This is a genomic window from Streptomyces sp. Q2 (genome assembly GCF_056820935.1).
Window position 1 is genome coordinate 148859 of record NZ_JBXEJE010000016.1, and the last position, 22550, is coordinate 171408.

18 protein-coding genes are annotated in these 22550 nt (G+C 70.4%); 12 read left to right on the forward strand and 6 right to left on the reverse strand.

The annotated features are described in order from the left end of the window. The first annotated feature begins 1 nt into the window (after nt 1). From ACWBNA_RS19365 to ACWBNA_RS19390, 6 genes are all read left to right on the forward strand, one after another. On the forward strand, nt 2-967 hold the full coding sequence (locus ACWBNA_RS19365; RefSeq protein ID WP_482705668.1) for a carbohydrate ABC transporter permease: 966 nt from the start codon (nt 2-4) through the stop codon (nt 965-967). Then, nucleotides 964-1839: a carbohydrate ABC transporter permease gene (locus ACWBNA_RS19370; protein ID WP_482705669.1), complete on the forward strand. Its 876-nt coding sequence runs from the start codon at nt 964-966 to the stop codon at nt 1837-1839. Before ACWBNA_RS19365 ends, ACWBNA_RS19370 begins: the two co-directional genes overlap by 4 nt. A gap of 27 nt (nt 1840-1866) precedes the next feature. Continuing rightward, nucleotides 1867-4773, forward strand: a complete 2907-nt coding sequence (locus ACWBNA_RS19375; RefSeq protein WP_482705670.1) for a glycoside hydrolase family 2 TIM barrel-domain containing protein — start codon at nt 1867-1869, stop codon at nt 4771-4773. Between the two features lie 144 nt (nt 4774-4917). After that, nucleotides 4918-5913, forward strand: coding sequence for an ABC transporter ATP-binding protein (locus tag ACWBNA_RS19380; RefSeq protein WP_482705671.1), 996 nt, complete (start codon nt 4918-4920; stop codon nt 5911-5913). Continuing rightward, nucleotides 5913-6716: an ABC-2 family transporter protein gene (locus ACWBNA_RS19385; protein WP_482705672.1), complete on the forward strand. Its 804-nt coding sequence runs from the start codon at nt 5913-5915 to the stop codon at nt 6714-6716. Before ACWBNA_RS19380 ends, ACWBNA_RS19385 begins: the two co-directional genes overlap by 1 nt. After that, complete coding sequence (locus ACWBNA_RS19390) at nt 6716-7522, forward strand: ABC transporter permease (protein ID WP_482705673.1); 807 nt, start codon at nt 6716-6718, stop codon at nt 7520-7522. The genes ACWBNA_RS19385 and ACWBNA_RS19390 overlap by 1 nt, the downstream gene beginning before the upstream one ends. A gap of 286 nt (nt 7523-7808) precedes the next feature. On the opposite strand, the gene ACWBNA_RS19395 is transcribed toward ACWBNA_RS19390, so the two are convergent. Further along, nucleotides 7809-9131 (reverse strand): MFS transporter, encoded by a 1323-nt coding sequence (locus ACWBNA_RS19395; RefSeq protein WP_482705674.1) that lies wholly within the window; start codon nt 9129-9131, stop codon nt 7809-7811. Between the two features lie 194 nt (nt 9132-9325). Between ACWBNA_RS19395 and ACWBNA_RS19400 the strand changes: the two genes are divergently transcribed. The 4 genes from ACWBNA_RS19400 (at nt 9326) to ACWBNA_RS19415 (ending at nt 12903) form a co-directional block, all read left to right on the forward strand. After that, nucleotides 9326-9862: a P-loop NTPase family protein gene (locus ACWBNA_RS19400; protein ID WP_482705675.1), complete on the forward strand. Its 537-nt coding sequence runs from the start codon at nt 9326-9328 to the stop codon at nt 9860-9862. Nucleotides 9863-10119: 257 nt separating this feature from the next. Further along, nucleotides 10120-11439, forward strand: a complete 1320-nt coding sequence (locus ACWBNA_RS19405; RefSeq protein WP_482705676.1) for a jacalin-like lectin — start codon at nt 10120-10122, stop codon at nt 11437-11439. 86 nt (nt 11440-11525) lie between these two features. Further along, nucleotides 11526-12110 (forward strand): TetR/AcrR family transcriptional regulator, encoded by a 585-nt coding sequence (locus tag ACWBNA_RS19410; protein WP_482705677.1) that lies wholly within the window; start codon nt 11526-11528, stop codon nt 12108-12110. After that, nucleotides 12103-12903 (forward strand): alpha/beta fold hydrolase, encoded by an 801-nt coding sequence (locus tag ACWBNA_RS19415; RefSeq protein ID WP_482705678.1) that lies wholly within the window; start codon nt 12103-12105, stop codon nt 12901-12903. Before ACWBNA_RS19410 ends, ACWBNA_RS19415 begins: the two co-directional genes overlap by 8 nt. Here the strand turns inward: ACWBNA_RS19415 and ACWBNA_RS19420 are convergent. Further along, on the reverse strand, nt 12863-13666 hold the full coding sequence (locus tag ACWBNA_RS19420) for an isocitrate lyase/PEP mutase family protein (RefSeq protein ID WP_482705679.1): 804 nt from the start codon (nt 13664-13666) through the stop codon (nt 12863-12865). The two genes, ACWBNA_RS19415 and ACWBNA_RS19420, sit on opposite strands and share 41 nt — an antisense overlap. A 113-nt stretch (nt 13667-13779) precedes the next feature. On the opposite strand from ACWBNA_RS19420, the gene ACWBNA_RS19425 reads away from it, so the two are divergent. Then, nucleotides 13780-15168: a hypothetical protein gene (locus ACWBNA_RS19425; protein WP_482705680.1), complete on the forward strand. Its 1389-nt coding sequence runs from the start codon at nt 13780-13782 to the stop codon at nt 15166-15168. An 84-nt stretch (nt 15169-15252) separates the two neighbouring features. Here the strand turns inward: ACWBNA_RS19425 and ACWBNA_RS19430 are convergent, their stop codons facing one another. Further along, nucleotides 15253-16950 (reverse strand): DUF2264 domain-containing protein, encoded by a 1698-nt coding sequence (locus tag ACWBNA_RS19430; RefSeq protein ID WP_482705681.1) that lies wholly within the window; start codon nt 16948-16950, stop codon nt 15253-15255. An 89-nt stretch (nt 16951-17039) separates the two neighbouring features. Next, nucleotides 17040-18083 carry a rhamnogalacturonan acetylesterase gene (locus ACWBNA_RS19435; protein ID WP_482705682.1) on the reverse strand — a complete coding sequence of 348 codons (1044 nt, stop codon included), beginning with the start codon at nt 18081-18083 and terminating at the stop codon, nt 17040-17042. Between the two features lie 223 nt (nt 18084-18306). Here ACWBNA_RS19435 and ACWBNA_RS19440 point away from each other — a divergent pair, with 223 nt between their 5' ends. Continuing rightward, nucleotides 18307-19989, forward strand: a complete 1683-nt coding sequence (locus ACWBNA_RS19440) for a rhamnogalacturonan lyase B N-terminal domain-containing protein (protein ID WP_482705683.1) — start codon at nt 18307-18309, stop codon at nt 19987-19989. 12 nt (nt 19990-20001) lie between these two features. Here the strand turns inward: ACWBNA_RS19440 and ACWBNA_RS19445 are convergent, their stop codons facing one another. Both ACWBNA_RS19445 and ACWBNA_RS19450 read right to left on the reverse strand, forming a co-directional pair. Then, entirely contained in the window at nt 20002-21414 is a 1413-nt protein-coding gene (locus tag ACWBNA_RS19445) for an RICIN domain-containing protein (protein ID WP_482705684.1), read from the reverse strand. 1 nt (nt 21415) lies between these two features. Next, nucleotides 21416-22516, reverse strand: coding sequence for a glycoside hydrolase family 43 protein (locus ACWBNA_RS19450; protein WP_482705685.1), 1101 nt, complete (start codon nt 22514-22516; stop codon nt 21416-21418). Nucleotides 22517-22550: the final 34 nt, after the last annotated feature.

Consider the following 22550-nt stretch of genomic DNA (forward strand, 5'->3'; position numbering starts at 1 on the left):
CATGTCGACCACCACCGAGATCGACCTCGCCACCTCCGCCCCGGCCAAGCCTGTGAAGGACAGGCCGCGGCGGAGTCTGCGGGCGAGCAGCACCCTCAACTTCTGGCTCTTCACCGGGCCCTTCCTCATCGGCCTGGTGATCTTCGTCTTCGTGCCGATGGGCTGGAGCATCTACCTCAGCTTCTTCGAGGCACGCTTCACCGTCTCGCCGAGCACGTTCATCGGCTTCGACAACTACACGGCGATCCTGGACAACCCCGATTTCACCGGGTCCCTGGTCACCTTCACCGTCTTCGCCGCGTTCATCGTGCCCACCACGTGGGGGCTCTCGCTGGGCCTGGCGTTGCTGGTGCACCGGCTGAAGTTCATGAAGGCGTTCTTCCGCTCGGTGTTCTTCATCCCGACCGCCGTCTCCTACGTCGCCGCGGCGCTCATCTGGAAGATGTCCATCTTCAACGGTGTCCGCTTCGGCCTGGCCAACACGGTCGTCGGCTGGTTCGGCGTCGACAACGTCGCCTGGCTGGCCAACCCCGACCCGCCCTGGTACTGGCTGGTCATCGTGACCCTGCGGCTGTGGCTGCAGGCCGGGTTCTACATGATCCTGTTCCTGGCGGCACTGCAGAACATCCCGGCGGAGCTGTACGAGGCCGCCGCGATCGACGGCGCCAAGCCGGGGTGGCAGACCTTCTGGTACATCACGCTGCCCCAGTTGCGGGCCACCTCCACCGCGGTGATCCTGCTGCTGCTGATCGCCGCCTACCAGGCCTTCGACGAGTTCTGGAACCTGCTCGGCAAGGCGACCTGGGGCCAGCCACCCCTCGTGGAGCTGTACAAGACGGCCCTCGGGGAAAGCCAGGACTACGGCCAGGGCAGCGCGGGCGCCGTCATCCTGACCCTGCTCATCCTCGTGATCACCCTGTTCCAGGGGAAGATCATGGGCTTCGGAAGGGGTGAGGAGTCCAAGTGACCACCACCGCACCTGACCTCAGGAAGACCCCCGGCAAGAAGCGCGGGGGCAAGGTCATCGGCAACACCGGTCTGTACATCGCCACCGGTATCGCCGCCGTCCTCTTCCTGGTGCCCTTCTACCTGATCGTCCGCAACGCCCTGATGACGGACCCGGAGATCACGGGCGAGAACTGGAAGTGGTTCCCCACCGACATCCAGTGGGGCAACTTCGCCGAGCCGTTCAACGACGAGACCGTCGACTTCGGCCGGGCCCTGTGGAACTCGTGGGTCGTCGCCATCCTGCACACGACCGGCATCCTGCTGATCTGCTCGCTCGCCGGCTACGGCCTCGCCCGCATCCCGTACAAGCACGCCAACAAGATCTTCTACATGGTCCTCGTGACCCTGATGATCCCGACGGCCGTCACCTTCGTGCCGAGCTTCGTGCTGGTCTCGTCGCTGGGCTGGGTGGACACCTACCGCGGTCTGATCATTCCGGCCCTGTTCAGTGGTTTCACCTGCTTCCTGTTCCGGCAGTACTTCCTGGGGTTCCCCAAGGAGCTGGAGGAGGCGGCACGCGTGGACGGACTCTCGTACTGGGGGGCGTACTGGCGGGTCGTCGTGCCCAACTCGCTGAACTTCTTCGCGGCCATGGCCACGATCACGTTCATCAGCGGCTGGAACTCCTTCCTGTGGCCCCTGGTCATCGGTCAGGACCCGAGCTCCTGGACCATCCAGGTCGCGCTGTCCTCGTACATGACGAACCAGACCGTCAACTACCACCTGATCTTCGCGGCCACGGCCATTTCCATCCTGCCCCTGCTGTTCGTGTTCCTCTTCCTCCAGCGCTGGCTGGTGCAGGGGATCGCGCAGACCGGCATCAAGGGCTGACACCCTCTTCCCGATATCTGGAGACCGATGTCTTTCCGCACCACGACGGCCATCGATTACGTCGAGGACGTCTCACCGGGCAGCGGGGCCCTCCCACCTCGCGCCTGGTACCCGTCCTCGGACGCCGCGTCCCTGTCGCTCAACGGCAGCTGGCGCCTGCGGGTGTCGGCGACCGCCGACGCCGAGGACGACTCCTTCGCCGAGGAGGGATACGACGCCGGGGAATGGGCCGAGGTCACGGTCCCGGGGCACTGGGTCCTGCAGGGCGACGGCTCGTTCGGGTCGCCGATCTACACGAACCACCTCTACCCCTTCCCGGTCGACCCGCCGCACGTCCCGACCGAGAACCCGACCGGCGACCACCTGCGGGTCTTCGACCTGCCGGACGACTGGCCCGCCCTGTCGGAGGGCGGCGCGGTGCTGCGGTTCGACGGTGTCGAGTCGTGCGCGCGGGTCTGGCTGAACGGCACGGACATCGGCGAGTTCAAGGGCTCCCGGCTGCCGCACGAGTTCGCGGTCGGCCATCTGCTGAAGCCGGCCGGCAACGTGCTCGCGGTCCGCGTCCACCAGTGGTCGGCGGGCTCGTACCTGGAGGACCAGGACCAGTGGTGGCTGCCCGGCATCTTCCGTGACGTCACCCTGCTGCACCGCCCGGCGGGCAGCGTCCTCGACTTCTTCGTGCACGCCTCCTACGACCACGTCAGCGGCGAGGGCACCCTGCGCGTCGACTCCGACGTGGACGGCCGTGTCACCGTGCCGGACCTCGGGATCGACGTGGCGACCGGCGAGTCGGTGTCCGTTCTGGTGCGGCCGTGGACGGCGGAGACGCCCCATCTGTACGACGGGGTGCTGGCGACCGAGGGCGAGCGGGTGCCCCTGCGCATCGGCTTCCGTACGGTCGTGCTGGAAGACGGCCTGATCAAGGTCAACGGCAAGGCGGTCCTCTTCAAGGGCGTCAACCGGCACGAGTGGCATCCGGAGCAGGGGCGCGCGCTCGACCTGGAGACGATGCGCGAGGACGTGCTGCTGATGAAGCGGCACAACCTCAACGCGGTCCGCACCTCGCACTACCCGCCGCACCCGGCCTTCCTGGACCTGTGCGACGAGTACGGCCTGTGGGTCATCGACGAGTGCGACCTGGAGACCCACGGCTTCACCGAGCAGGGCTGGCGGGACAACCCCGTCGACGACGACCGCTGGACCCCGGCCCTCCTGGACCGTGCGGCCCGGATGGTCGAGCGGGACAAGAACCACCCGTCGATCGTCTTCTGGTCGCTGGGCAACGAGGCCGGCACCGGCCGCGGCCTGACCGCGATGGCCGAGTGGATCCACGGCCGCGACTCCTCCCGTCTCGTGCACTACGAGGGTGACTGGGACTGCCGGGACACCGACGTGTACTCGCGGATGTACGCCTTCCACGCCGAGGTCGAGACAATCGGCCAGGGCCTGGACGGGGGCACCCACAAGCGGCGCGAACTGCCCTTCATCCAGTGCGAGTACGGGCACGCCATGGGCAACGGCCCCGGTGGCATCGCCGACTACCAGCGGCTGTTCGAGAAGTACGAGCGGCTGCAGGGCGGCTTCATCTGGGAGTGGATCGACCACGGCATCAAGCACCCCGAGCTGGGATACGCCTACGGCGGCGACTTCGGCGAGGAGCTGCACGACGGCAACTTCGTCTGCGACGGGCTGGTCTTCCCCGACCGGCGGCCCTCCCCCGGCCTGGTCGAGTACAAGAAGGTCATCGAGCCGGTCCGTATCGAGGGCGAGGGCAAGAGCTCGGCCGGCACCGTACGGGTCACCAACCAGCACGACTTCGCCGACCTGTCCGCGCTCGCCTTCGAGTGGCAGTACCAGGTGGACGGCGAGACGGTCGAGGCGGGCACCCTGAACGTCCCGCCGCTCGCCCCCGGCGAGACCGCCGACGTGAAGCTGCCCGAGCCGCCCGCGGACACCCGCGGCGCCGAGTCGCAGTGGACGGTACGGGCGCTGCTCGCCGCCGACACCGCATGGGCGCCGAAGGGCCATGTCGTCGCCTGGGGCCAGTTCCCGGCCGCGGCCCGCCTGTCGCCGTCCGTCGCGGCCACCGGCCGGCCGGTGGCCGACGGGAAGCTGATCACCCTCGGCCCGGCCTCCTTCGACGCCCGTACCGGTGCGCTGAAGACGATCGGCGAGGTGGCGGTGGTGAGCCCGCGCCTCGACGTGTGGCGGGCGACCACCGACAACGACGACGGCGCGGAGTGGCAGACCGACACCCGGTACGGGGTGCTGTGGCGCACGCTGGGCCTGCACCGCATGCAACACCGCCTGAAATCCGTGGAGTTGGGCGCGAACGCGCTGACGGTGCGGACCCGGGTGGCGCCCGCCGCCCGCGAGGTGGGCCTGAGCACGGTCTACCGCTGGACCTCGGACGGCGACCGGCTGCGGCTGACCGTGTCGGTGACTCCCGAGGGCGAGTGGACGCTGCCGCTGCCCCGGCTGGGCGTTAGGCTCGGACTGCCCGAGGCGGACCAGGTGAAGTGGTTCGGCGGCGGTCCCGGCGAGGCGTATCCGGACACCCGGTCGGCGTCGATGGTCGGCCGTTGGCAGTCGACTGTGGACGATCTTCAGACGCCGTACGTCCGTCCACAGGAGAACGGCGCCCGCGCCGACGTCCGTTGGGCTGAGCTCGGCGGCCTCAGGATCGAGGGCGACCCGGAGTTCTGGTTCACCGCCCGCCGCTGGACGACCGAGCAGCTGGACGCGGCCACCCACCTCACCGACCTCACGGCCCACGCCGCGTCCGACAGCGGCTCCGCCGCGAGGGTGTGGGTGAACCTCGACCACGGCCTGCACGGGATCGGTTCGCAGTCGTGCGGTCCGGGCCCGCTGCCGCAGTACTTCCTGCGGGCTGAGCCGACGGAGTTCTCGTTCGTGTTCTCGGTGACCGGTTAGTCCGACTCCGTTAGTCCAACTCCGTGATCGATTAATCCATTGACCGATTGATCGACATTCTGCGACGGTCGTGAGGTGCCCGCGGCCGGTCGGCCTTTCCAGCCGACCGGCCGCACTCACGTCCAGAGCAAGGGAGTTGACAGTGTGAGCGGAAACATCGAGGTCCGCGGTCTGTCCCGTACCTTCCACACCACCGTCCGCCGCCCGGGATTCACGGGCGCGGTGCGCTCCCTGGTCAACCCCGAGCGGGTCGCCAAGCACGCCGTCGCCGACGTCACCTTCGACGTCGCCCCGGGCGAACTCCTCGCCCTGCTCGGCCCGAACGGCGCCGGCAAGTCCACCACCATCAAGATGCTCACCGGCATCCTCACGCCCACCGCCGGCGAGGCGCGGGTCGCGGGCGTGGTGCCGTACGAGGAGCGCGAGCGCAACGCCCGCAGCATCGGCGCGGTCTTCGGACAGCGTACCCAGCTGTGGTGGGACCTTCCGGTGCGCGAGTCGTTCGCGATCCTCAGGGACATCTACGAGGTACCGAAGGCCGAACACGCCGCCCGCCTCGAGGAGTTCGACGACCTGCTCGACCTGTCGTCCTTCTGGGACACCCGGGTGCGCCATCTCTCCCTCGGACAGCGCGTCCGCAGTGACCTGGCCGCCGCCCTGCTGCACGACCCGCAGGTCGTCTTCCTCGACGAGCCGACCATCGGCATGGACGTGGTGGTCAAGGAACAGGTGCGGGAGTTCCTGCGGCACCAGGTCGAGCAGCGCGGCCGTACGGTCCTGCTGACCACGCACGACATGACGGAGGTCGAGCGGCTCGCCGAACGGGTCGTCCTGATCAACCACGGCCGGCTGGTCCTGGACGGCAGCCTGGACGAGATCCGCCGCAAGTTCGGCTCGACCTGGCAGGTGCGGGCGACCCTCGCCGGCCCGCACACGGACGTCAAGGCACTGCCGGGGATCGCGGTGCTGCGCCACGACGGACCGGAGGTGGTGTTCGGGCCCGACGGCCCCGACGCCCCCACCGTGCACCAGGCGTTGAAGGCGGTCATCGAGCGGTACGAGGTGACCGGCATCGCCATCGACGAGGCCGACCTGGAGGACGTCATGCGGGCCGCCTACGTCCACGCCGAGGTGGCGTGATGGCCGTCCTGCACGCCTGGCGCACCACCCGCGTCACCCCGCTCGGCGAACTGCACACCCCGCCCCGGATGACGGCCGTACTGCTCCGGCTGACCGTCCAGGTGGTGCTGGTGGCGTCCCTGTGGCACGGCCTGTACACGCACACCGGCACCACCGCCGGACTCGACCGCGACCAGGCGGTCACGTACGCCGTGCTGGCCGTACTCGCCTCCCGGCTGCGGGAGTTGGACCAGTACGCGGGCCGGGACACCGTGCTGCAGCACATGCACTTCGGCACCATCATCTACTGGTACCTGCGCCCGCTGCCGCCCCAGCGCTACCACGCCCTGCGCGCCCTCGGCGAGCAGTTGTACGGCTTCGCGTGGGCGCTGGGCGGATACGCGGTCTGTCTCGCGGCCCAAGTGATCGAACCGCCCCGGTCGGCGGCGGTGGCGGGAGTGTTCGGGCTCAGCCTGCTGCTCGGCCAGTTGGTTCTGTACCACGTGATGCTGGTCCTGGACCAGCTGTGCTTCTGGACGGTCCGCAACAACGCGGCGATGCTGATCCTGATCTTCGCGCAGAACCTGTTGTCCGGGGTGTACGCGCCGCTGTGGTTCTTCCCCGACTGGTTCGTGACGTTGAGCGCCTTCCTGCCCTTCCAGGCGACGCTGAGCGTGCCGCTGTCCCTGTACATCGGCCGTATCCCGCTGTCGGACGCGGCCGGGCAGCTGGCGGTCCAGGCGGTCTGGGTCGTGCTGCTCACCCTGTTCACCCGCTTCCTGTGGCGGCGGGCCGCCCTTCGTGTCATGTCCCAAGGAGGTTGATGCCGGTGAACGCCGTCCGGATCGTGTGGCGCGTCACGCTTCTCAACTTCCGTGCCCAGTTGGAGTACCGCACCGAGTTCCTGCTGATGATCGCGATCGGTGCGATCTGGCAGGTGTCGGTGATCGTCTTCGCGACGGTGCTGCTCACCCGGTTCACCGGGATGGGCGGCTGGGACAGCTCGGAGGTACTGCTGATCCCGGCGACGCGGATGCTCGCGCACGGGCTGTTCGTGCTGTTCCTCGGCCGGGTGCACGGCTCCGGCCGGCAGATCCAGGAAGGCATGATCGACGTCTACCTGGTCCGTCCGATGCCGGTCCACCGTCAGCTGCAGTTGCGCTTCTTCCCCACCAACGCGATCGGCGACCTGACGGTGGCGGCGGGCCTGATGGCGGGCGCGCTCAGCCGCAGCCACCTGGACTGGACGGCTGGCCGGGTCTCGTACCTGATCGCCGCGATCCTGGGCGGCATGCTCCTGGAGGCGGCCCTGTTCACGGCGGTCGCCTGCGCCTCCCTCCGCTTCCCGGCCGCCGACTACTGGGGCCGCTGGCTGGAGGAACTCCTCGGCACCTTCGGCAGCTACCCGCTGAACGTGCTGCCCAAGGCGGTGGGCGGCCTTCTGACGTACGGTCTTCCGCTCGCGTTCGTCGCGTACTTCCCGGCCGCCGTCCTCACCGGGCACGGCCACGACACCGGCGTCCCGTACTGGCTGGCGGCGGCCTCCCCGCTCCTCGGCGTGCTGGCCTACCTGGGCGCGCGGCTGCTGTGGCGGTGGAGCCTGAGGCACTACGCGGGCGTCAACGGATGACGTCCGCCACCGCTCCGGCTTACGTCCACCCCCGGCGGTGAGCCTCGTGTTCGTCGGGGGCGGCCGTACTCACCCGCTGGATGGCCGCCGGTACACGAGTGGGCCCGGACCGGCGGCCGGTCCGGGCCCTGCTGCGCCGGGTTCACTCAGGGGCGGCTCATCCGGGGCGATCTGCTTCTCCGGCCCGCGGGGCGGGACCTCGCGCCGGAGCCGGCCCCAGGGGTTCCGGATCGCGTACGCGGTGACGGCGGTCCTGCTCGCCCTGGCCCCGCTGCCGTCTGCCCGCCTACCCGGGCGAAGGAGCTGACGGGACGGGTTCTCTCGCCGATCCGGACCGGCGAATCGGCGTGAACAGCGCGACCACCGCGATGAGTACGCAGGCGGCGCCGGCGACCAGGGCGACCGGTGCGGTGCCTCGCCGTTCCGCCGCCCAGGTCAGGACCGCGGCCCCGATCGGGGCCGCGGAGTACTGCAGGGTCCAGAACACGGAGGTGACGCGGCCCAGCAGCGGTTCCGGGGTGACTTCCTGACGCAGTGACATCGAGCAGGTGCCCGCGATACCGCCGCAGGCGAGGAACGCCGCGCACAGCGCCGCGACGACGGACACCTCCCGCGCCCAGCCCAGTCCGGCGAACGCCAGCCCGCACACCGCGACCGCACCGGTCCAGGTCGGCCCGAACCCGAGCCCTCTGCGGACCCGGGCCACCAGCAGGGCGCCGGTGATCGTACCGAGCGCGCCGACGGCCATGACGGTGCCCACCGCCGCGTCGTCGTGACCGAGGTCGTGCTTGACGTGGTAGATGACCAGGTCGGTCATGCCGAGGGTGAGGAAGCTGAAGACGAAGAGCAGGGCGGTCAGGGAGCGCAGCACCGGATGGCCGTACAGGAAGGACGCTCCTGTCCGCAGGTCCTGCCACAGGCTCCTCTTCCCGGCCGGGCCGCCGTCGCCCCCGGAGCGTGGGGCGAACCGTACGAAGAGCAGGCAGGCGGCCGACACCCCGAAGCTGGCCGCGTCCACGCCCACCGCGGCGGCCGGGCCGGACCACGCGGCCACCAGGCCCGCGCACAGCGGACCGAGCACGCCCGCCGCGGCGGCGGTCGCGTTCAGCCGGCCGTTGGCCTCGGTGAGCTGCGCGGTGCCGACCAGACCGCGGACGACGGTGACGTAGCCGACCGCGAACAGCATGCCGACGGCCTCGCACAGTGGCAGGACGGCATACAGCAGCCAGACCTGCGGGCCGAACAGCCACACCAGCGGGATCACGCCGTACAGCACCATGCGCACCAGGTCGCAGACGATGAGCAGCCGGCGGCGGTCGACCCGGTCCACCAGGGCCCCGGCGAAGACGGCCGCCAGCACCGAGGCGGCTCCGCCGACCGCCGTGAGCAGGCCCATCCGGGCCAGGGAGCCGGTGGCCTGGAGGACCAGCAGGGGCAGGGCGATGAGGGCGAAGGAGTCCCCGAGGACGGAGAGGGTCTGCGCGACCCAGAAGATCCCGAAGTCCCGTTGCCGCCAGAGCGGGCGGCCGTCGGGGGCCCGCTGATCGGTGCGTCGTACGCCCGGAGCCGGGCTGCCCGGTTCGCCCTCGCGCTGCGCCTCGTACGCCACGCGGCCCCTTCCCCTCGTCCTGGACCCGGCAACCTTACGGCTGCCCTGCGACGACCCGCATGTGAATAGCGCGCGCCTCGCCCGCACACGGGCCTGCCGACCGGGTCGCATCCCGACGCGCGACGCGAGCGGGGTGCGTCCGCGGCCACCGGGTTCCGCCCCCCGCCACGGCCCGTCCCCACTACGGTGACCCCATGACCGTGGGCACCGAGGAAACCCGGCTGATCGTCCTGCGCGGGAACAGCGCCTCGGGCAAGTCGACGCTGGCGACCGGCATCCGTGACCGCTTCGGCCGGGGTCTGGCCCTCGTCGCCCAGGACAACCTGCGCCGTGTCGTCCTGCGCGAGCACGACCGGCCGGGAGCGGCCAACATCGGTCTGATCGACACCGTCGCCCGGTATGCGCTCGACGCCGGCTACCACGTCGTGATCGAGGGCATCCTCTACGCCGACCGCTACGGCGACATGCTCACCCGCCTCCGCACCGACCACCGCGGCCCCACCCACGGCTACTACCTGCACGTCCCGTTCGAGGAAACCCTCGCCCGGCACGCCACCAAGCCCGACCTCGCCCACATCACCGAGCGGGAACTGCGCTCCTGGTACCGCCCCCTCGACCTCCTCCCCGATGCCGTGGAGACGGTCGTCGACGCGGCGAGCCCGGCACCCGAGACGGTCGAGCGGATCATGCGCGAGACGGGTTTGGCGGAGCTTCCCGCACGGGAGAGCTGACGAGGGTCGGGCTCGGTGCGCCGCGGGCCTCGCCGGAAGGCGGCGGCGTTTGCGTGCGGTGATCGCGCGACCGGCATGCCGGGACCTCTGCCCGGCTGGAGATCAACGGCGGACCGGGACGGCTGACCGAGGCACGTCACGTCACCTCGTCCCTCACTGTTCCCCCAACTGCCATTGCCCGTCACACTGTTCGCCGGTGAACCTGAGCAGCGTTCATCTTTCACCCCCCGCTTCCTCTCACCGGAGAGACACCCCCCATGAGACGACTCATCGGCACCCTCGCGGCCGCCGCCCTGGCCGTGACCGGTCTGGCCGCCGGCGGCGCGACGCCCGCGGCAGCGGTCACCACCGGCTCGTTCAACGTCCTGACGTACAACGTCGCGGGTCTCCCCGAGGGCATCAGCTCCGGCAACCCGGAGAAGAACACCCCGCTGATCTCCCCGCGCCTGGCGTCGTACGACATCGTGAACGTCCAGGAGGACTTCAACTACCACGCGGCCCTTTACGCGGGCGACAACCACCCGTACCGCACCGCCACCAGCGGGGGTGTGCCTTTCGGCGACGGCCTCAACACCCTCTCGGACTACGCCTTCCAGGACTTCGAGCGGGTGAAGTGGAAGGACTGCACGGGCACCAACTGCCTGACACCCAAGGGCTTCTCACTGGCCCGGGTGCGGCTCGCCGAGGGCGTCTTCGTGGACCTCTACAACGTCCACACCAACGCCGACGACACGGACGAGGCGCACGCCGCCCGCCGCGCCAACATCAAGCAGCTCTCCGACTTCATCCAGGCGAACTCCGCGGGCAACGCGGTGATCGTCATGGGCGACACGAACACCCGGTACACGCGCACGGGCGACAACATCCGCACCCTGGCCGAGGAGAACGGCCTGACCGACCCGTGGGTCAAGCTGGTGAAGGGCGGTACGCCACCGACGCAGGGCGCCGACGCGCTGCTGTGCCCCACGACGGCGCCGACCAACGACTGCGAGGTCGTCGACAAGGTCTTCTACCGCGGCAGCGACCTGCTGACCCTGGACGCCACCCGCTACAACAACGAGTGGGCGTCCTTCCTGGACTCCGCGGGCGCCAACCTCTCCGACCACTTCCCGCACACGGTCGACTTCTCCTACACCCTCAACTCGTCCCTCAAGGCGAGCGACTTCTTCGGCGGCCCGCACGGCACGGCCTTCAACGACGCGGACGACCTGCCCGCGACGCCGTCCCCCCGCACGCTGACGCTCCGCGGCGGTTCCCGCCTGGACGCGGTGGCCCTGACCCACGACGGCGGTACGACGCTCGCCCACGGCGGTACGGGTGGCACGGCCGGCTCGCTGACCCTCGCGGCCGGCGAGCACCTCACGTCCGCGAAGCTGACACAGGGTCAGAAGGACGGACGTACAAGGATCTTCTCGGCGGCGTTCACCACCGACAAGGGCCGCACCCTGTCCACCGGTACGGCGACCACGGACACGAAGACCTTCACGGCCCCGTCCGGCTGGCAGATCGTCGGCTTCACGGGCCGGGCGGGCGGCGAGATCGACAAGCTCGGCGTGCTGTACGCGCCGATCGGCTGAGGCCGGCCCAGGTAGTTCGCCCGCCCGAAAGCTAGGGCAACTAGGCTATAAGCTAGTTGCCCTAGCCAAGGGAGGTAGGTACCCCCATGCCCCGAGCCGGGCTCACCCCCGACCGCATCACCGCGGCCGCCGCCGACCTGGCCGACGAGGCCGGTTTCGAGCACGTCACGCTGTCCGCCCTGGCCCGGCACTTCGGCGTCAAGGACGCGAGCCTGTACTCGCACGTCAGGAACCTGCGGGACCTGCGCACCCGCGTCGCCCTCCTCGCCGGCGGCGAGATGATCGACCGGATCGCCGCCGCCGTGGCGGGACGGTCCGGGAAGGACGCCCTGGCCGCCTTCGCCGGGGCCTACCGGGAGTACGCCCTCCAGCACCCGGGCCGGTACGCCGCCACGCAGAGCCGCGTCGACCCGGCCCTCGTCACCGACTCCGCCGCCATGCTCCGCACCGCCGAGATCACGTACGGCATGCTCCGCGCCTACGGTCTCGACGAACCCGACCTCACCGACGCCGTACGGCTGCTGCGCGCCACCTTCCACGGCTACTGCGCCCTGGAGTCCGCCGGCGCCTTCGGTCACCCCCGCGCCGTGCAGGCCTCCTGGGACAGGGCGATCGACGCCCTGCACATCGCGCTCGCGCACTGGCCCCGCGAGGAGAAGAGCCATGGCTGAGGAACCACTTCACTACGACGTCCGGGGCGACGGGCCCGTCCTGCTCGTCCTCCCCGGCGGCGCCGGCCACCCCATGGGGCTCGACGCGATGACGGACGTGCTCGCCGAGCACTTCACGGTCGTCACCCACGACCCCCTCGGCCTCGCCCACGGCCGCCTCGGCCGGCACGTCGACGACCAGCGGGTGGAGGACTGGAGCGAGGGGGCGTACCGCGTGCTCCAGCGGACGTTGCCCGAGGGGGAGTTCGCGTACGTCCTCGGCACCAGCTCGGGCGGGATCGCGGCCCTCGACCTGCTCGCCCGGCATCCGCGGCGGCTGCGGCACGTCGTCGCACACGAGCCGCCGTGCGTGGGAGTGCTGCCGGACGGGGATCGGCAGCGGGCCATGTTCCGGGAGGTGTACGACACCTATCGTGCGGCGGGACCCGAGGCCGCCGCGGCACGGCTCGGCGCCAGGCTCGCGGGGCGGGAGGCAGGTGAGCTTCCCCAGGGGCAACCCCTTTCCCGTGATGAGGAGTTGGGCCGGCCGATGGCCGTCTTCCTCGCCCATGTCCTGGTGCCGTTCTCGTCGTACACTCCCGACCTGGCGGCCCTTCCCGCACGCCTCACCCTCGCCGCCGGAGCCGATTCACGCGGTCAACTCCTCCACCGCACCGCCAGGTTCGTCGCCGATCGGACCGGGAGCGACTTCGTCGAGTTCCCCGGCGGACACCTCGGTACCGTGGAGCATCCCGCCGCCTTCGCCGCACGGCTCAGGGACACCCTGCTTCCGGTCGCGCCGAAGCCCCGCTGATCCTGCTCCGCCGCGCCCATCCCTCGACCTCGGCGTACGACGGTGCCGCGCCCTGGGGTGCACGGCCCGCCCGGATCTCCGTCACCGTCTCCAGCGCCGCGCCCAGCGCACGCCGGTACAGCAGTGAGCCGAGGCTGACGCGGCGTACGCCGAGGTCGGTGAGGTGGGGGACGGTCGGCCCGGTGGGTGAGTAGAGGATGTTGAGGGGCACGGCCAGCCGCTTCACCAGGGCGGCGATCCGGGCCGGGTCGGTCAGGCCGGGGACGAAGACGCCGTCGGCGCCCGCCTGCTGGTAGGCGTCCAGGCGGGTCAGGGTGTCCGTGAGGTCGCCGTCGCCCAGCCAGTACGTGTCGGTGCGGGCGTTCACGAACAGGCCGGGGGCCGCGGACTTCACCGCGGCGATCTTCCGGGCGTGCCGGGCCACCGGACCCAGGCCGTCCTCCAGGTTGATGCCTGCCGCCCCGAGCACGGACAGCTCGCGCGCCAGTTCCGCCACCCGCTCCGGGTCCTCGCTGAAGCCGTCCGCCGCGTCCACGGAGAGCAGGAAGGGTTCCGTGCCCAGGGTCTGGGCGAGCTGGAGGGTGTGTTCGCGGGTGGCCGGTGATCCGTCGGGCAGACCCACGGCCGCGGCCAGGGCGAGGCTCGTCGTGCCGATCGCGCGGAAGCCCTGCGCGGCCAGCGCCGTCGCGGAGGCGTGGTCCCAGGCGTTGGGGAGCAGCAACGGCTCCTCGGTGAGGTGGTGGAGTGCGGCGAAGGCGGTCATGTCCGCCACGGTAGGGGCGGCTCGGTTCGGTGTCCGCCGAAGTGTTCCGGCGGCACCTCGCGCCGACCGGGCCCGTGCGGCAACCTTTGACCGCCCGGCGGCGACTGCCGGACATGACATCTGCAAGACGCCCCGCCGGCCACCGCCGGGTCCGCGCCGCCCGCAAGCCCGTCCTCGCCGGACTCGTCGCGGCCGGTGCGTTCGTCGGTGCCTGGTACGCCGTGGCCGGTGCCGCCACGCCCGCCGCCCCGACGCTCGCCGTGACCACCACGACCGTGAGCCTGCCGGCCAAGTTCCCCTATCTGTCGTCCGGTTACAACAACACCCGGGAGTGGACGCGGACGGCGACCGCGGCGGCCCCGAACGGCACCCTGCGCGTCGCCTGGCCCGCCTCGGACGGCATCCACGTCACCCCGCTGACGGCCGCCGGGAAGCGCTCGGGCGCGGACACGGTGGTGAAGGGCGCCAAGGAGGTGGGCGGTCTGGTCGCACACAACGACGGTTTCGCGCTCCTCACCCGCGTCGCCGACACCAACAAGTGGAAGGAGACGGCGGCGGCCGTCGTCCGCTACACGGGCGCCAAGGAGACCTTCCGCACCAAGCTCACCTCCACCGCCTCCCACGACACCGCCCCGCTCCTCGACGGCCAGCTCTCCTGGAACGGCACCAAGTACGGCGCGTACTTCGTCGTGCACGGCGCGGGGGGCTTCGCCGACGGGCACTTCGGCGACAAGCTGTCGTACGTCAGCGCCAAGGGTGCCAAGCTCAGCGGTGGTTGGAGCTGGGGCTGCAGCCACAACGAGGGCATCGCCCTGCACCCGGAGAAGACCGGCGCCTTCACCTCCCTCTGCTTCGACGACTGGCGTTCGGGGCTGTTCGTCTCGACGGGGATCGGCGCCCCGGACAACGCTCCGGTCGTGCAGCGCGAGCAGTGCTGGGCCGGTTACTGCGGCGGCACGTTCGCGGGCCGTACCGGCGACCTCGTGAAGTCGTCCACGGGCCGTTACGCCACCGCCTTCGCCTCGCGCGGCGCCGCCTCCGCCGCGAAGAACCCGGACGACGCGAGCGGCCGCGGCTGGACGGTGAAGCCGAAGACGGGCGCGCACCAGGTGACCGTCGCTTTCCTGAAGAACCGCAACACCCCGGCCGGCAAGGCGATCCGCCTGTCCGAGACGCCGGGCACCGAACACGTCAACGTGCGCCTCGCCCCGTACGGCAAGGACCGTCTGCTGCTGTCCTGGGAGTCCTTGAAGAACGCCAAGTGCGCGAGCGGCACCTGCACGGGCACCTTCACGGGCACGCATCTGCGGCTCATCGACTGGAACGGGAAGTTCCAGAGCGCGGACAAGGTCGTCGCGGCGCGGCTGACCGGTGACATCGCCGTACAGAAGGACGGCTCGCTGACCTGGGCGTACGTGCCGGTGACGCCGAGCTACGCGACCGCGCTCACCGGCGCGTCGCCGACCTCGACGAGCCTGAGGATCGCCCGCGTCACGCCGTAGGGGCACAGTCCGCCCCTCGGTGCACGACCGCCACGGGCCGTGCGGGACGGCCCGTGGCGGGTGCGGTCGGCCGACGTCACGGCGTCATCGTGCCGGGCCGGACTCGACCCGTACCGAGGACTCGTCCAGCCGCACCCGCGTCTCGGGACCCTCGCTCCACCGGACCGTCAGCTCCCCCGCCCCGTCCGCCCGCACGCTCACGGTGTCCGCCAGCGGTGCGGGGTCCGGCTCGGCGGTGAGGCGGGCGAGCGCGACGAACAGGGTGCCGCCGTCCCCGGTGACACCGGTGAGCTCGTCGTCCAGGCCGGCCACGGGCAGCAGTTCGGCCCGCGGGCCGTCGGCCGCCGCCCACCCGGTGACCCGCACGGCGGTCCCCGGCGCCGCACCCGACACGAGATGCGCTCGCACCTCGCTCGCCCCGCGCGCGAGCACCACGCTGGTCACCCGCGCACCCCCGCCCGCCGTGTGCCGCGAGGCCACCCAGCCGTCGCCCAGGCCCAGCGGCTCGATCCCGGTACGGCTCGGATCGCCGCCGACGATCACGCTGTTGTCGTACGACGGTGAAGGCGTCGTCACCGTGGAGTACGCGAGGCGCGTGTAGTACGGGTCGTAGCGGACGTCCTCGCTGCCGTGGTTGTGGAGGCGGACGAGCCCGTCCGAACTCGTGGACTGAAGAAGCCAGTTGGGCGCGGCGATCGGCGTCACGGCGTCGGTACGCTCAGCCGGGCCGGGTTCTTCGGGGGCCGTCCACACCTCGTGGTCCGGCGGCAGGAGCAGTCCGAGGAAGCCCTTGCTCGCCCAGTACGGGGAGGCGGGGCCCGAATAGCCCTGCAGGACGGACGGGTCGGATCCGTGCCAGCCGAGGGTGAGCAGGCCGCGCGAGTCGACCGCGCCCCGGTCCAGGAAGTACGTCAGCGCCCCGGAGGCCAGCCGCCGCGTCTGCCCCGGTGCCAGCGGCGTACGGCCGGTCATCGCGCCGAGCCACAGCGGGGCGGTCGTCGCGAAGCGGTAGGTCAGGGAGCGGCCCTGGTGCATCGGGGCGCCGTCGCCGCCGAACAGGCGGGCGTAGTCGGCGAGGTGGCGTTCCAGGCGGCCGCCGTAGAGGTCCAGGAGCCGGTCGTCGTCCGCGAGCCAGGCGTGCAGCACCGGGTAGAGGTGCATGGCCCAGCCGTTGTAGTAGTCGAACTTGCGGCCGTCGCCGTCGGTGTACCAGCCGTCGGCGACGTACCACTGCTCGATGCGTTCCAGGCCGTTGTCGATCGCCTTGCGGGAGGCGTCGGGCTCGTGGCCGATCTCCTGGAGGAAGCCGCCGACCGTGACGGGGAACAGCTCCCAGTTGCAGGGCCAGGCCTCGGCGGTGAGCGCGTCGCCGAGCCAGGCCGCCGCCCGCTGGCGCACGCCCTCGTCGAGGCGGTCCCACAGCAGCGGCCGGGTCAGCCTGAGCGCGAGGGCGATCGACGCGGCCTCGACGAGCGGCTGACCGCGGTCCTCGATGCGGGGCCAGACGCCCGACACGCCCGCGGCGAGCCCGTCGGCGTAGCGTTCGAGGGCGGTCTCGTCACGGCGGAAGGCAGCCAGCAGCAGCGTGCGGGCATAGCCTTCCAGGCCGTCGGAGAGCCGCCCCGACCAGCTCTGGTGGTCGCCGGGGAAGTGGTAGAGGGCGCGGTCCTCGCTGGCGTACGGCTCGACGGCCGCGAGCAGGGCGTCCGCCGCCGCCTCCCAGTGGGCGCGGGTGCAGCCGGTGAGCGGGCTGAGGGTGCGGTCGTGGGGAGGCAGCTGCATGGGTCTCTTTCGTGCGGGATGTGCTGGTTCGTGGTTCGGATCGGCCTGAGCCTGGGGCGCCCCGGTTCCGGTCGGAGCGCCCCAGGGGTCTATGACACCCGCACCAGGCCCTCGGGCACCAGATGCTGGGCGACGAGTTCGTCACGGACCAGTTCCGCGTACACGGTCGCGCCGTGGGCGGAGGTGTGCGTGTTGTCCCGTTTCTCGTTGTAGAGGTACAGCGCCTTGGAGCCCTCGACTCCCAGCGACTCCACGACCGCCTTCGTCTTCGCCGTCAGGTCGATCAGCGCGACGTCCTCGGCGGCGGCGACCGAGCGGACGACCTCGGGGTGGTTCACGCCGAGTCCGTTGACCAGGAGTGCGGTCCCGTTGTTCAGGGTGCCGTCGGAGTTGAACCAGCGGCGCACGATCGGGGTGACGAGGACCGGCTTGCCACCCTTCTCCCGCACGCCCGCCACGAGTGTCTCCAGGTTCGCCCGGTAGGTCGCCTCGTCGGTCGTCTTGTCGTTGTGGGCGAGCTGGATCATGACCAGGTCACCGCGGCGGATCTGCGGCTGGACGGTGGCCCACAACTGGGGGTTCCCCAGATACGTCACCGTACTCTCGCCGGAATCGGCGTAGTTGGCGACGGACACGCCCTTGCGGAGGTACTGGGGCAGTTGCTGGCCCCAGCCGGAGTACGGGTCGCCGGGCTGGTCGCAGACCGTGGAGTCGCCGACCAGGAAGATCTGGCGGGCGTGCCGGGCCGGGGTGACCTTGATGTCGGCGAGCGCGGGGGCCGTACCGCCGAGGACGAGGTCCAGGCCGGGGGTGCCCGCGGGGCCGGTCGGCTCGCCCTCGGGGGTGCGGACGTTCACGGTGAAGCTGCGGGCGACCCGCTCACCGGCGTCGACGGCGGTCTCCGGGAGCAGGGAACGCCGGGTCTCGCCGGCGATGCTCGTGCTCGACCCGGCGTCGCCGCCGAGGAGGACCAACACGTCGTAGGTGCCCGGCGGGAGGTCGAAGTGGCAGGCGGTGGCGGTGCAGTTGTCGATACCCAGCGGGCGCTGACCGCCGTGCGCCTGGGCGGGTACGGCGGTCACTGCGGCGCTCAGGGTCAGCGCCGCCAGCACGGCGAGGTTGAAACGTCTCATACGGCTCCTCCGACGGTCCTGCGACAGGGCGACAAGGCCTGGCGGCTGGACCGTACCGCTCTTGGCAAGCGCTTTCTAGTCCTTGGATCGTTTTCACATAATCGCCAACTCGGCAGCAGTGAAAGCCCTTTCGCGAAATCGATTCAACTGTCACTCTGCCAACCAGGATCCGCCGGGCAGGCCCCGGCACCCGACCCCCACACCTCCCGAAGGAGGCACCCCCATGTCCAAAACCGCGAACAACAGACCGGTCCCACGCCGTACCTTCGTCCTCTCCGCCGCGGCCGCCGCCGGTACGGCCGCCCTCGCCGGCCCGCTCGCGCAGACCGCGTCCGCCGCGACCTTCGGCTACACCGACGACGGATCCAACTACGTCGTCGACACCGGCGCCAACCTGGTCTTCAAGGTCAGCAAGACCAACGGCGACCTGACCTCGCTGGTCTACCGCGGCACGCAGTACCAGGGCTACGGCGGCAAGAACTCGCACATCGAGTCCGGCCTCGGCACCTCCACCGTGAGCATCAAGCAGTCCGGTACGACGATCCTGATCTCGGTCACGTACGGCACGCTGAAGCACTACTACGCGGCCCGCAGCGGCGAGAACAACATCTATCTGTGGACCAACAAGGCCGACACCTCGGTCAGCGCGACCCGCTACATCCTGCGCGTGAACGCGGGCAAGTTCCTCAACGACGAGTCCGACTCCTACACGTACGCGCCCACCACCATCGAGGCCTCGGACGTCTTCGCGAAGTCCGACGGCCAGACCCGCTCGAAGCACTACACGAAGTCCCGGGTCATCGACTACAACTACGTCGGCTGGACCACCGGCAGCGTCGGCCTGTACATCGTGCGCTCCAACCACGAGAAGGCCTCCGGCGGCCCGTTCTACCGTTCCCTCCTGCGCCACCAGAGCGCGGACGGCGGCGGCCTGTACGAGATCCTGTACTACGGCGAGAACCAGACGGAGGCCCAGCGCTTCGGCCTCCAGGGCCCCTACGTCATCGCCTTCACGGACGGCGGCGCCCCCTCCTCCTCGCTGTACCCGGGCACCCTCACCACGTCGTGGGCGGACTCGCTCGGCATCTCCGGGTACGTCGCGTCGGGCGGCCGGGGCAAGGTCGCGGGCGTCGGCATCACCGGGCGGAACACGTCGTACGCCTACACGGTCGGGCTCGCCAACTCCGCTGCCCAGTACTGGGGTTCGGCCCGGTCGTCGGACGGCTACTTCTCCATCGGCGGTGTCCTTCCGGGGACGTACACACTGACCGTCTTCAAGGGTGAACTCGCCGTTCACACCAGCTCGGTGAGCGTCAGCGCGGGCGGGACGACCACCCTCAACTCCATCGCGATCCCGTCCTCGAACGACCCGAGCAACGCGAGCGCGATCTGGCGCATCAACGACTGGAACGGCACGCCCAGCGGCTTCAAGAACGCCGACCTGATGACGTACGCCCATCCGTCCGACGTCCGGGCCGCCTCCTGGACCGGCAACGTGGTCATCGGCAGCGGCACCGAGACCTCGGCCTTCCCCTGCTACCTGTGGAAGGACGTCAACAGCGGCATCATCGTCTACTTCAAGCTGACGGCCGCCCAGGCCGCCGCCGCGCACACCCTGCGCATCGGTGTGACGACGGCCTACGCGAACGGCCGCCCGCAGGTCGTCATCAACGACACCTGGACCTCGGCCGTCCCCTCGCCGCCCACCCAGCCGAGCACACGGTCGCTGACCGTGGGCTCGTACCGGGGCAACAACAACACGTTCACCTACAGCGTGCCGGCGTCCGCCTGGCTGACGGACACCGGCGCGTACAACACGCTGAAGATCTACGTGGCGAGCGGTTCGGGGAGCACGTCCTACCTCAGTGCGGGCACGGCGATCGACGCGATCGACCTGCTGGCCTGACCTGATCGGCCGTCATGTACCGCGCGTCCACTGCTGGTTGGTCGCTCCGTTGCAGGTGTACGTGATCACCGCGGCGGAGTTGGCGGTGGACGCGCCGTTCACGTCCAGGCACTCGCCGCTCGTGCGGGCCTTGATGGTGACGTACGAGCCGCTGGTGGTCAGCGACCACTGCTGGCTGGTCGCGGAGGCGTTGCAGTTCTCCTGCGTGACCGTGCTCGCGTTCTCCTGCACGCACAGGGAACTGCTCCTGACCATCAGCTGGTAGTAGCCACCGGAGAGCGGCTTGAACCAGTACCTCTGGTTGTTGCCGCCGTTGCAGTCGTACTGCTTGATCTGGGCGCCCTGCCACAGCGACTGGCTCGTCACGTCGGCACACCTGGACGAGTGCCGGGCGATCAGCGTGTTGTACGTGGCGCTCGTGCCGCTGACCGTGCCGGCGGCCGTGTCGACGGTGACCTCCGGGGACCAGGACATGGACATCGAGGTCGAGCTGGGGAAGCTCAGCGGCAGCCACACGTACCGGGAGTCGTTGACGGTCCCGCCGAAGGCGTTGCCCCAGCGGTCGCCCAGGTAGAGGTACGAGGTGCCCGAAGTGCCCTGCACGGGCAGGACGAACGCGGTCTGCGAGCCGTACGTCGTCGAGTCGCCGACGTTGGTCATCGCCGACCAGGGCCCGGCGATGCTGGTGGCGGTCGCGTACTGCTGCTGGTTGGGGTTCCAGCCGGTCGCGCCCGAGGTCAGCATGAAGTAGACGTTGCCCCGCTTGAACAGGGCGGGCGCCTCGCGGTGGCCGCCGTGCCAGGGGTCGGCGACCAGGCTCGCGATGCCGGTGTAGTCGGCGGTGAGCCGGTAGATCTGCAGATCGTAGTTCTCGCGGGCGGCGGAGACCATGTAGCCGGCGCCGTCGGTGTCCACGAAGACCGTGATGTCGCGGGACATGTGCTGGCCGAGCGGGCGGAAGCTGCCCCGCCAGGCGTAGTTGCCGTCGACGGTGTCGGAGACGGCGACGGCGGCGCGGGCCTCGCTGTAGTCGGTGCCGTTCTCCTTGTGCATCCACATCACGAACTTGCCGGTGGACGCGTTGTACATGACCTTGGGCCGCTCGATGTTGGCGGTGGCCAGCTCGGGGTCGGTGGCCTCGGTCAGGACGTGGCCCCGGAACTCCCAGTTCTTCAGGTCGCTGGAGCGGTACGCGTCCACGTACCGGAAGGTGTTGTCGGCGTTGCGGTTCTCGCCGAACCAGTAGTAGTAGGAGCCGACCTTGAGGACCCCGCCGCCGTGGGCGTGCACGGGGTTGCCCGACGTGTCCGTGAACTGGGTGCCGTTGGTGATGGTCTGGGGTGCGGCCTGGGCGGGTCCGGCGGTGGCCAGGGCGCCGAGCAGCGCGAGACAGAGGGCGAACAGGGCCGCGTAGGCACGTCTCATCTCACACACTCTCCTTGACCGGTTCGGCGGAGGCGGCCGGCGCCGTGTCCGCCACGGGGATGCCGAAGTCGGGGGTGCCGTCGGCCTTCCAGCCGAGCTTCTGGACGCGGGTGTGGCGGTTGGGGTCGTTCAGCGGGTCGCCGACGATCTCCTTGTACTGGCGGGCGTGGTAGACGAGGACGTCACTGCGGCCGTCCTCGGCGACGGTGAAGCAGTTGTGGCCGGGACCGTACTGCTTGGTCGTGTCGTTGCTCGTGAAGACCGGGGTCGGCGACTTGGACCAGCTCGCGGGGTTCATCAGGTCGCTGTGCGCGTCGGCGGTCAGCAGACCCATGCAGTAGTTGAAGTCGGTGGCGGCGGCGGAGTACGTCATGAACAGGCGGCCGTTGCGGACGATGACCGACGGGCCCTCGTTGACCTTGTAGCCGATGCACTCCCAGTCGTACTCCGGGGTGGACAGGCGCACTTGGGGGCCCGTCAGGGTCCACGGGTTCGCCATCTTCGACAGCCACAGGGCGGTGTTGTTGCCCATGTCCGGCTCGTGCTGCGCCCAGGCGAGGTAGCGGCTGCCCCGGTGGGTGAAGGTGGTGGCGTCGAGGGAGAAGGTCTCCCAGGCGGTCTTGATCTGGCCGCGCTCGGTCCACGTCCCCTTGAACGGGTCGCGGTGGGCGTTCTCCAGCACCCAGATGCGGATGTCCCAGACGCGCTCCGCGGGCGCCGCGGCGAAGTAGATGTACCACTTGCCGCCGATGCGGTGGATCTCCGGCGCCCAGATGTGCGCGCCCATGTCGCCGGTCGTGTGCCTGGTCCAGATCACGGACTCGGCGGCGGTCGCGAGACCGTTCAGCGTGCGGGAGCGGCGCAGGATGATCCGGTCGTACTCGGGTGCGGTCGCCGTGAAGTAGTAGTGGCCGTCGGAGTGGCGGTGGATGTGCGGGTCGGCGCGGTTGCGGACGAGCGGGTTCACGTACGGGACTGCTTTCGGGGTCGGGGCGGCGTGGGCGACACCTGGGGCGGCCGCCGCCAGGGCGCCCGCGGCCAGGGCACCCTTCAGCAGCAGTCTGCGGTGGGGGTCTTCCGGCAGGTCGTTGTCGCGGCTCATGCAAACTGCCTCTCGCGGGGGGTACGAGATGTTC

What these genes read in the sequence shown, in the direction of transcription:
- ACWBNA_RS19425 (WP_482705680.1), top strand. Translation starts at nt 13,780, where the DNA reads ATGACATCTGCAAGACGCCCCGCCGGCCACCGCCGGGTCCGCGCCGCC.
- ACWBNA_RS19420 (WP_482705679.1), bottom strand. Translation starts at nt 13,666, where the DNA reads ATGACCGCCTTCGCCGCACTCCACCACCTCACCGAGGAGCCGTTGCTG.
- ACWBNA_RS19410 (WP_482705677.1), top strand. Translation starts at nt 11,526, where the DNA reads ATGCCCCGAGCCGGGCTCACCCCCGACCGCATCACCGCGGCCGCCGCC.
- ACWBNA_RS19445 (WP_482705684.1), bottom strand. Translation starts at nt 21,414, where the DNA reads ATGAGACGTGCCTACGCGGCCCTGTTCGCCCTCTGTCTCGCGCTGCTC.
- ACWBNA_RS19450 (WP_482705685.1), bottom strand. Translation starts at nt 22,516, where the DNA reads ATGAGCCGCGACAACGACCTGCCGGAAGACCCCCACCGCAGACTGCTG.
- ACWBNA_RS19365 (WP_482705668.1), top strand. Translation starts at nt 2, where the DNA reads ATGTCGACCACCACCGAGATCGACCTCGCCACCTCCGCCCCGGCCAAG.
- ACWBNA_RS19415 (WP_482705678.1), top strand. Translation starts at nt 12,103, where the DNA reads ATGGCTGAGGAACCACTTCACTACGACGTCCGGGGCGACGGGCCCGTC.
- ACWBNA_RS19435 (WP_482705682.1), bottom strand. Translation starts at nt 18,083, where the DNA reads ATGAGACGTTTCAACCTCGCCGTGCTGGCGGCGCTGACCCTGAGCGCC.
- ACWBNA_RS19385 (WP_482705672.1), top strand. Translation starts at nt 5,913, where the DNA reads ATGGCCGTCCTGCACGCCTGGCGCACCACCCGCGTCACCCCGCTCGGC.
- ACWBNA_RS19390 (WP_482705673.1), top strand. Translation starts at nt 6,716, where the DNA reads ATGCCGGTGAACGCCGTCCGGATCGTGTGGCGCGTCACGCTTCTCAAC.
- ACWBNA_RS19375 (WP_482705670.1), top strand. Translation starts at nt 1,867, where the DNA reads ATGTCTTTCCGCACCACGACGGCCATCGATTACGTCGAGGACGTCTCA.
- ACWBNA_RS19440 (WP_482705683.1), top strand. Translation starts at nt 18,307, where the DNA reads ATGTCCAAAACCGCGAACAACAGACCGGTCCCACGCCGTACCTTCGTC.
- ACWBNA_RS19430 (WP_482705681.1), bottom strand. Translation starts at nt 16,950, where the DNA reads ATGCAGCTGCCTCCCCACGACCGCACCCTCAGCCCGCTCACCGGCTGC.
- ACWBNA_RS19405 (WP_482705676.1), top strand. Translation starts at nt 10,120, where the DNA reads ATGAGACGACTCATCGGCACCCTCGCGGCCGCCGCCCTGGCCGTGACC.
- ACWBNA_RS19400 (WP_482705675.1), top strand. Translation starts at nt 9,326, where the DNA reads ATGACCGTGGGCACCGAGGAAACCCGGCTGATCGTCCTGCGCGGGAAC.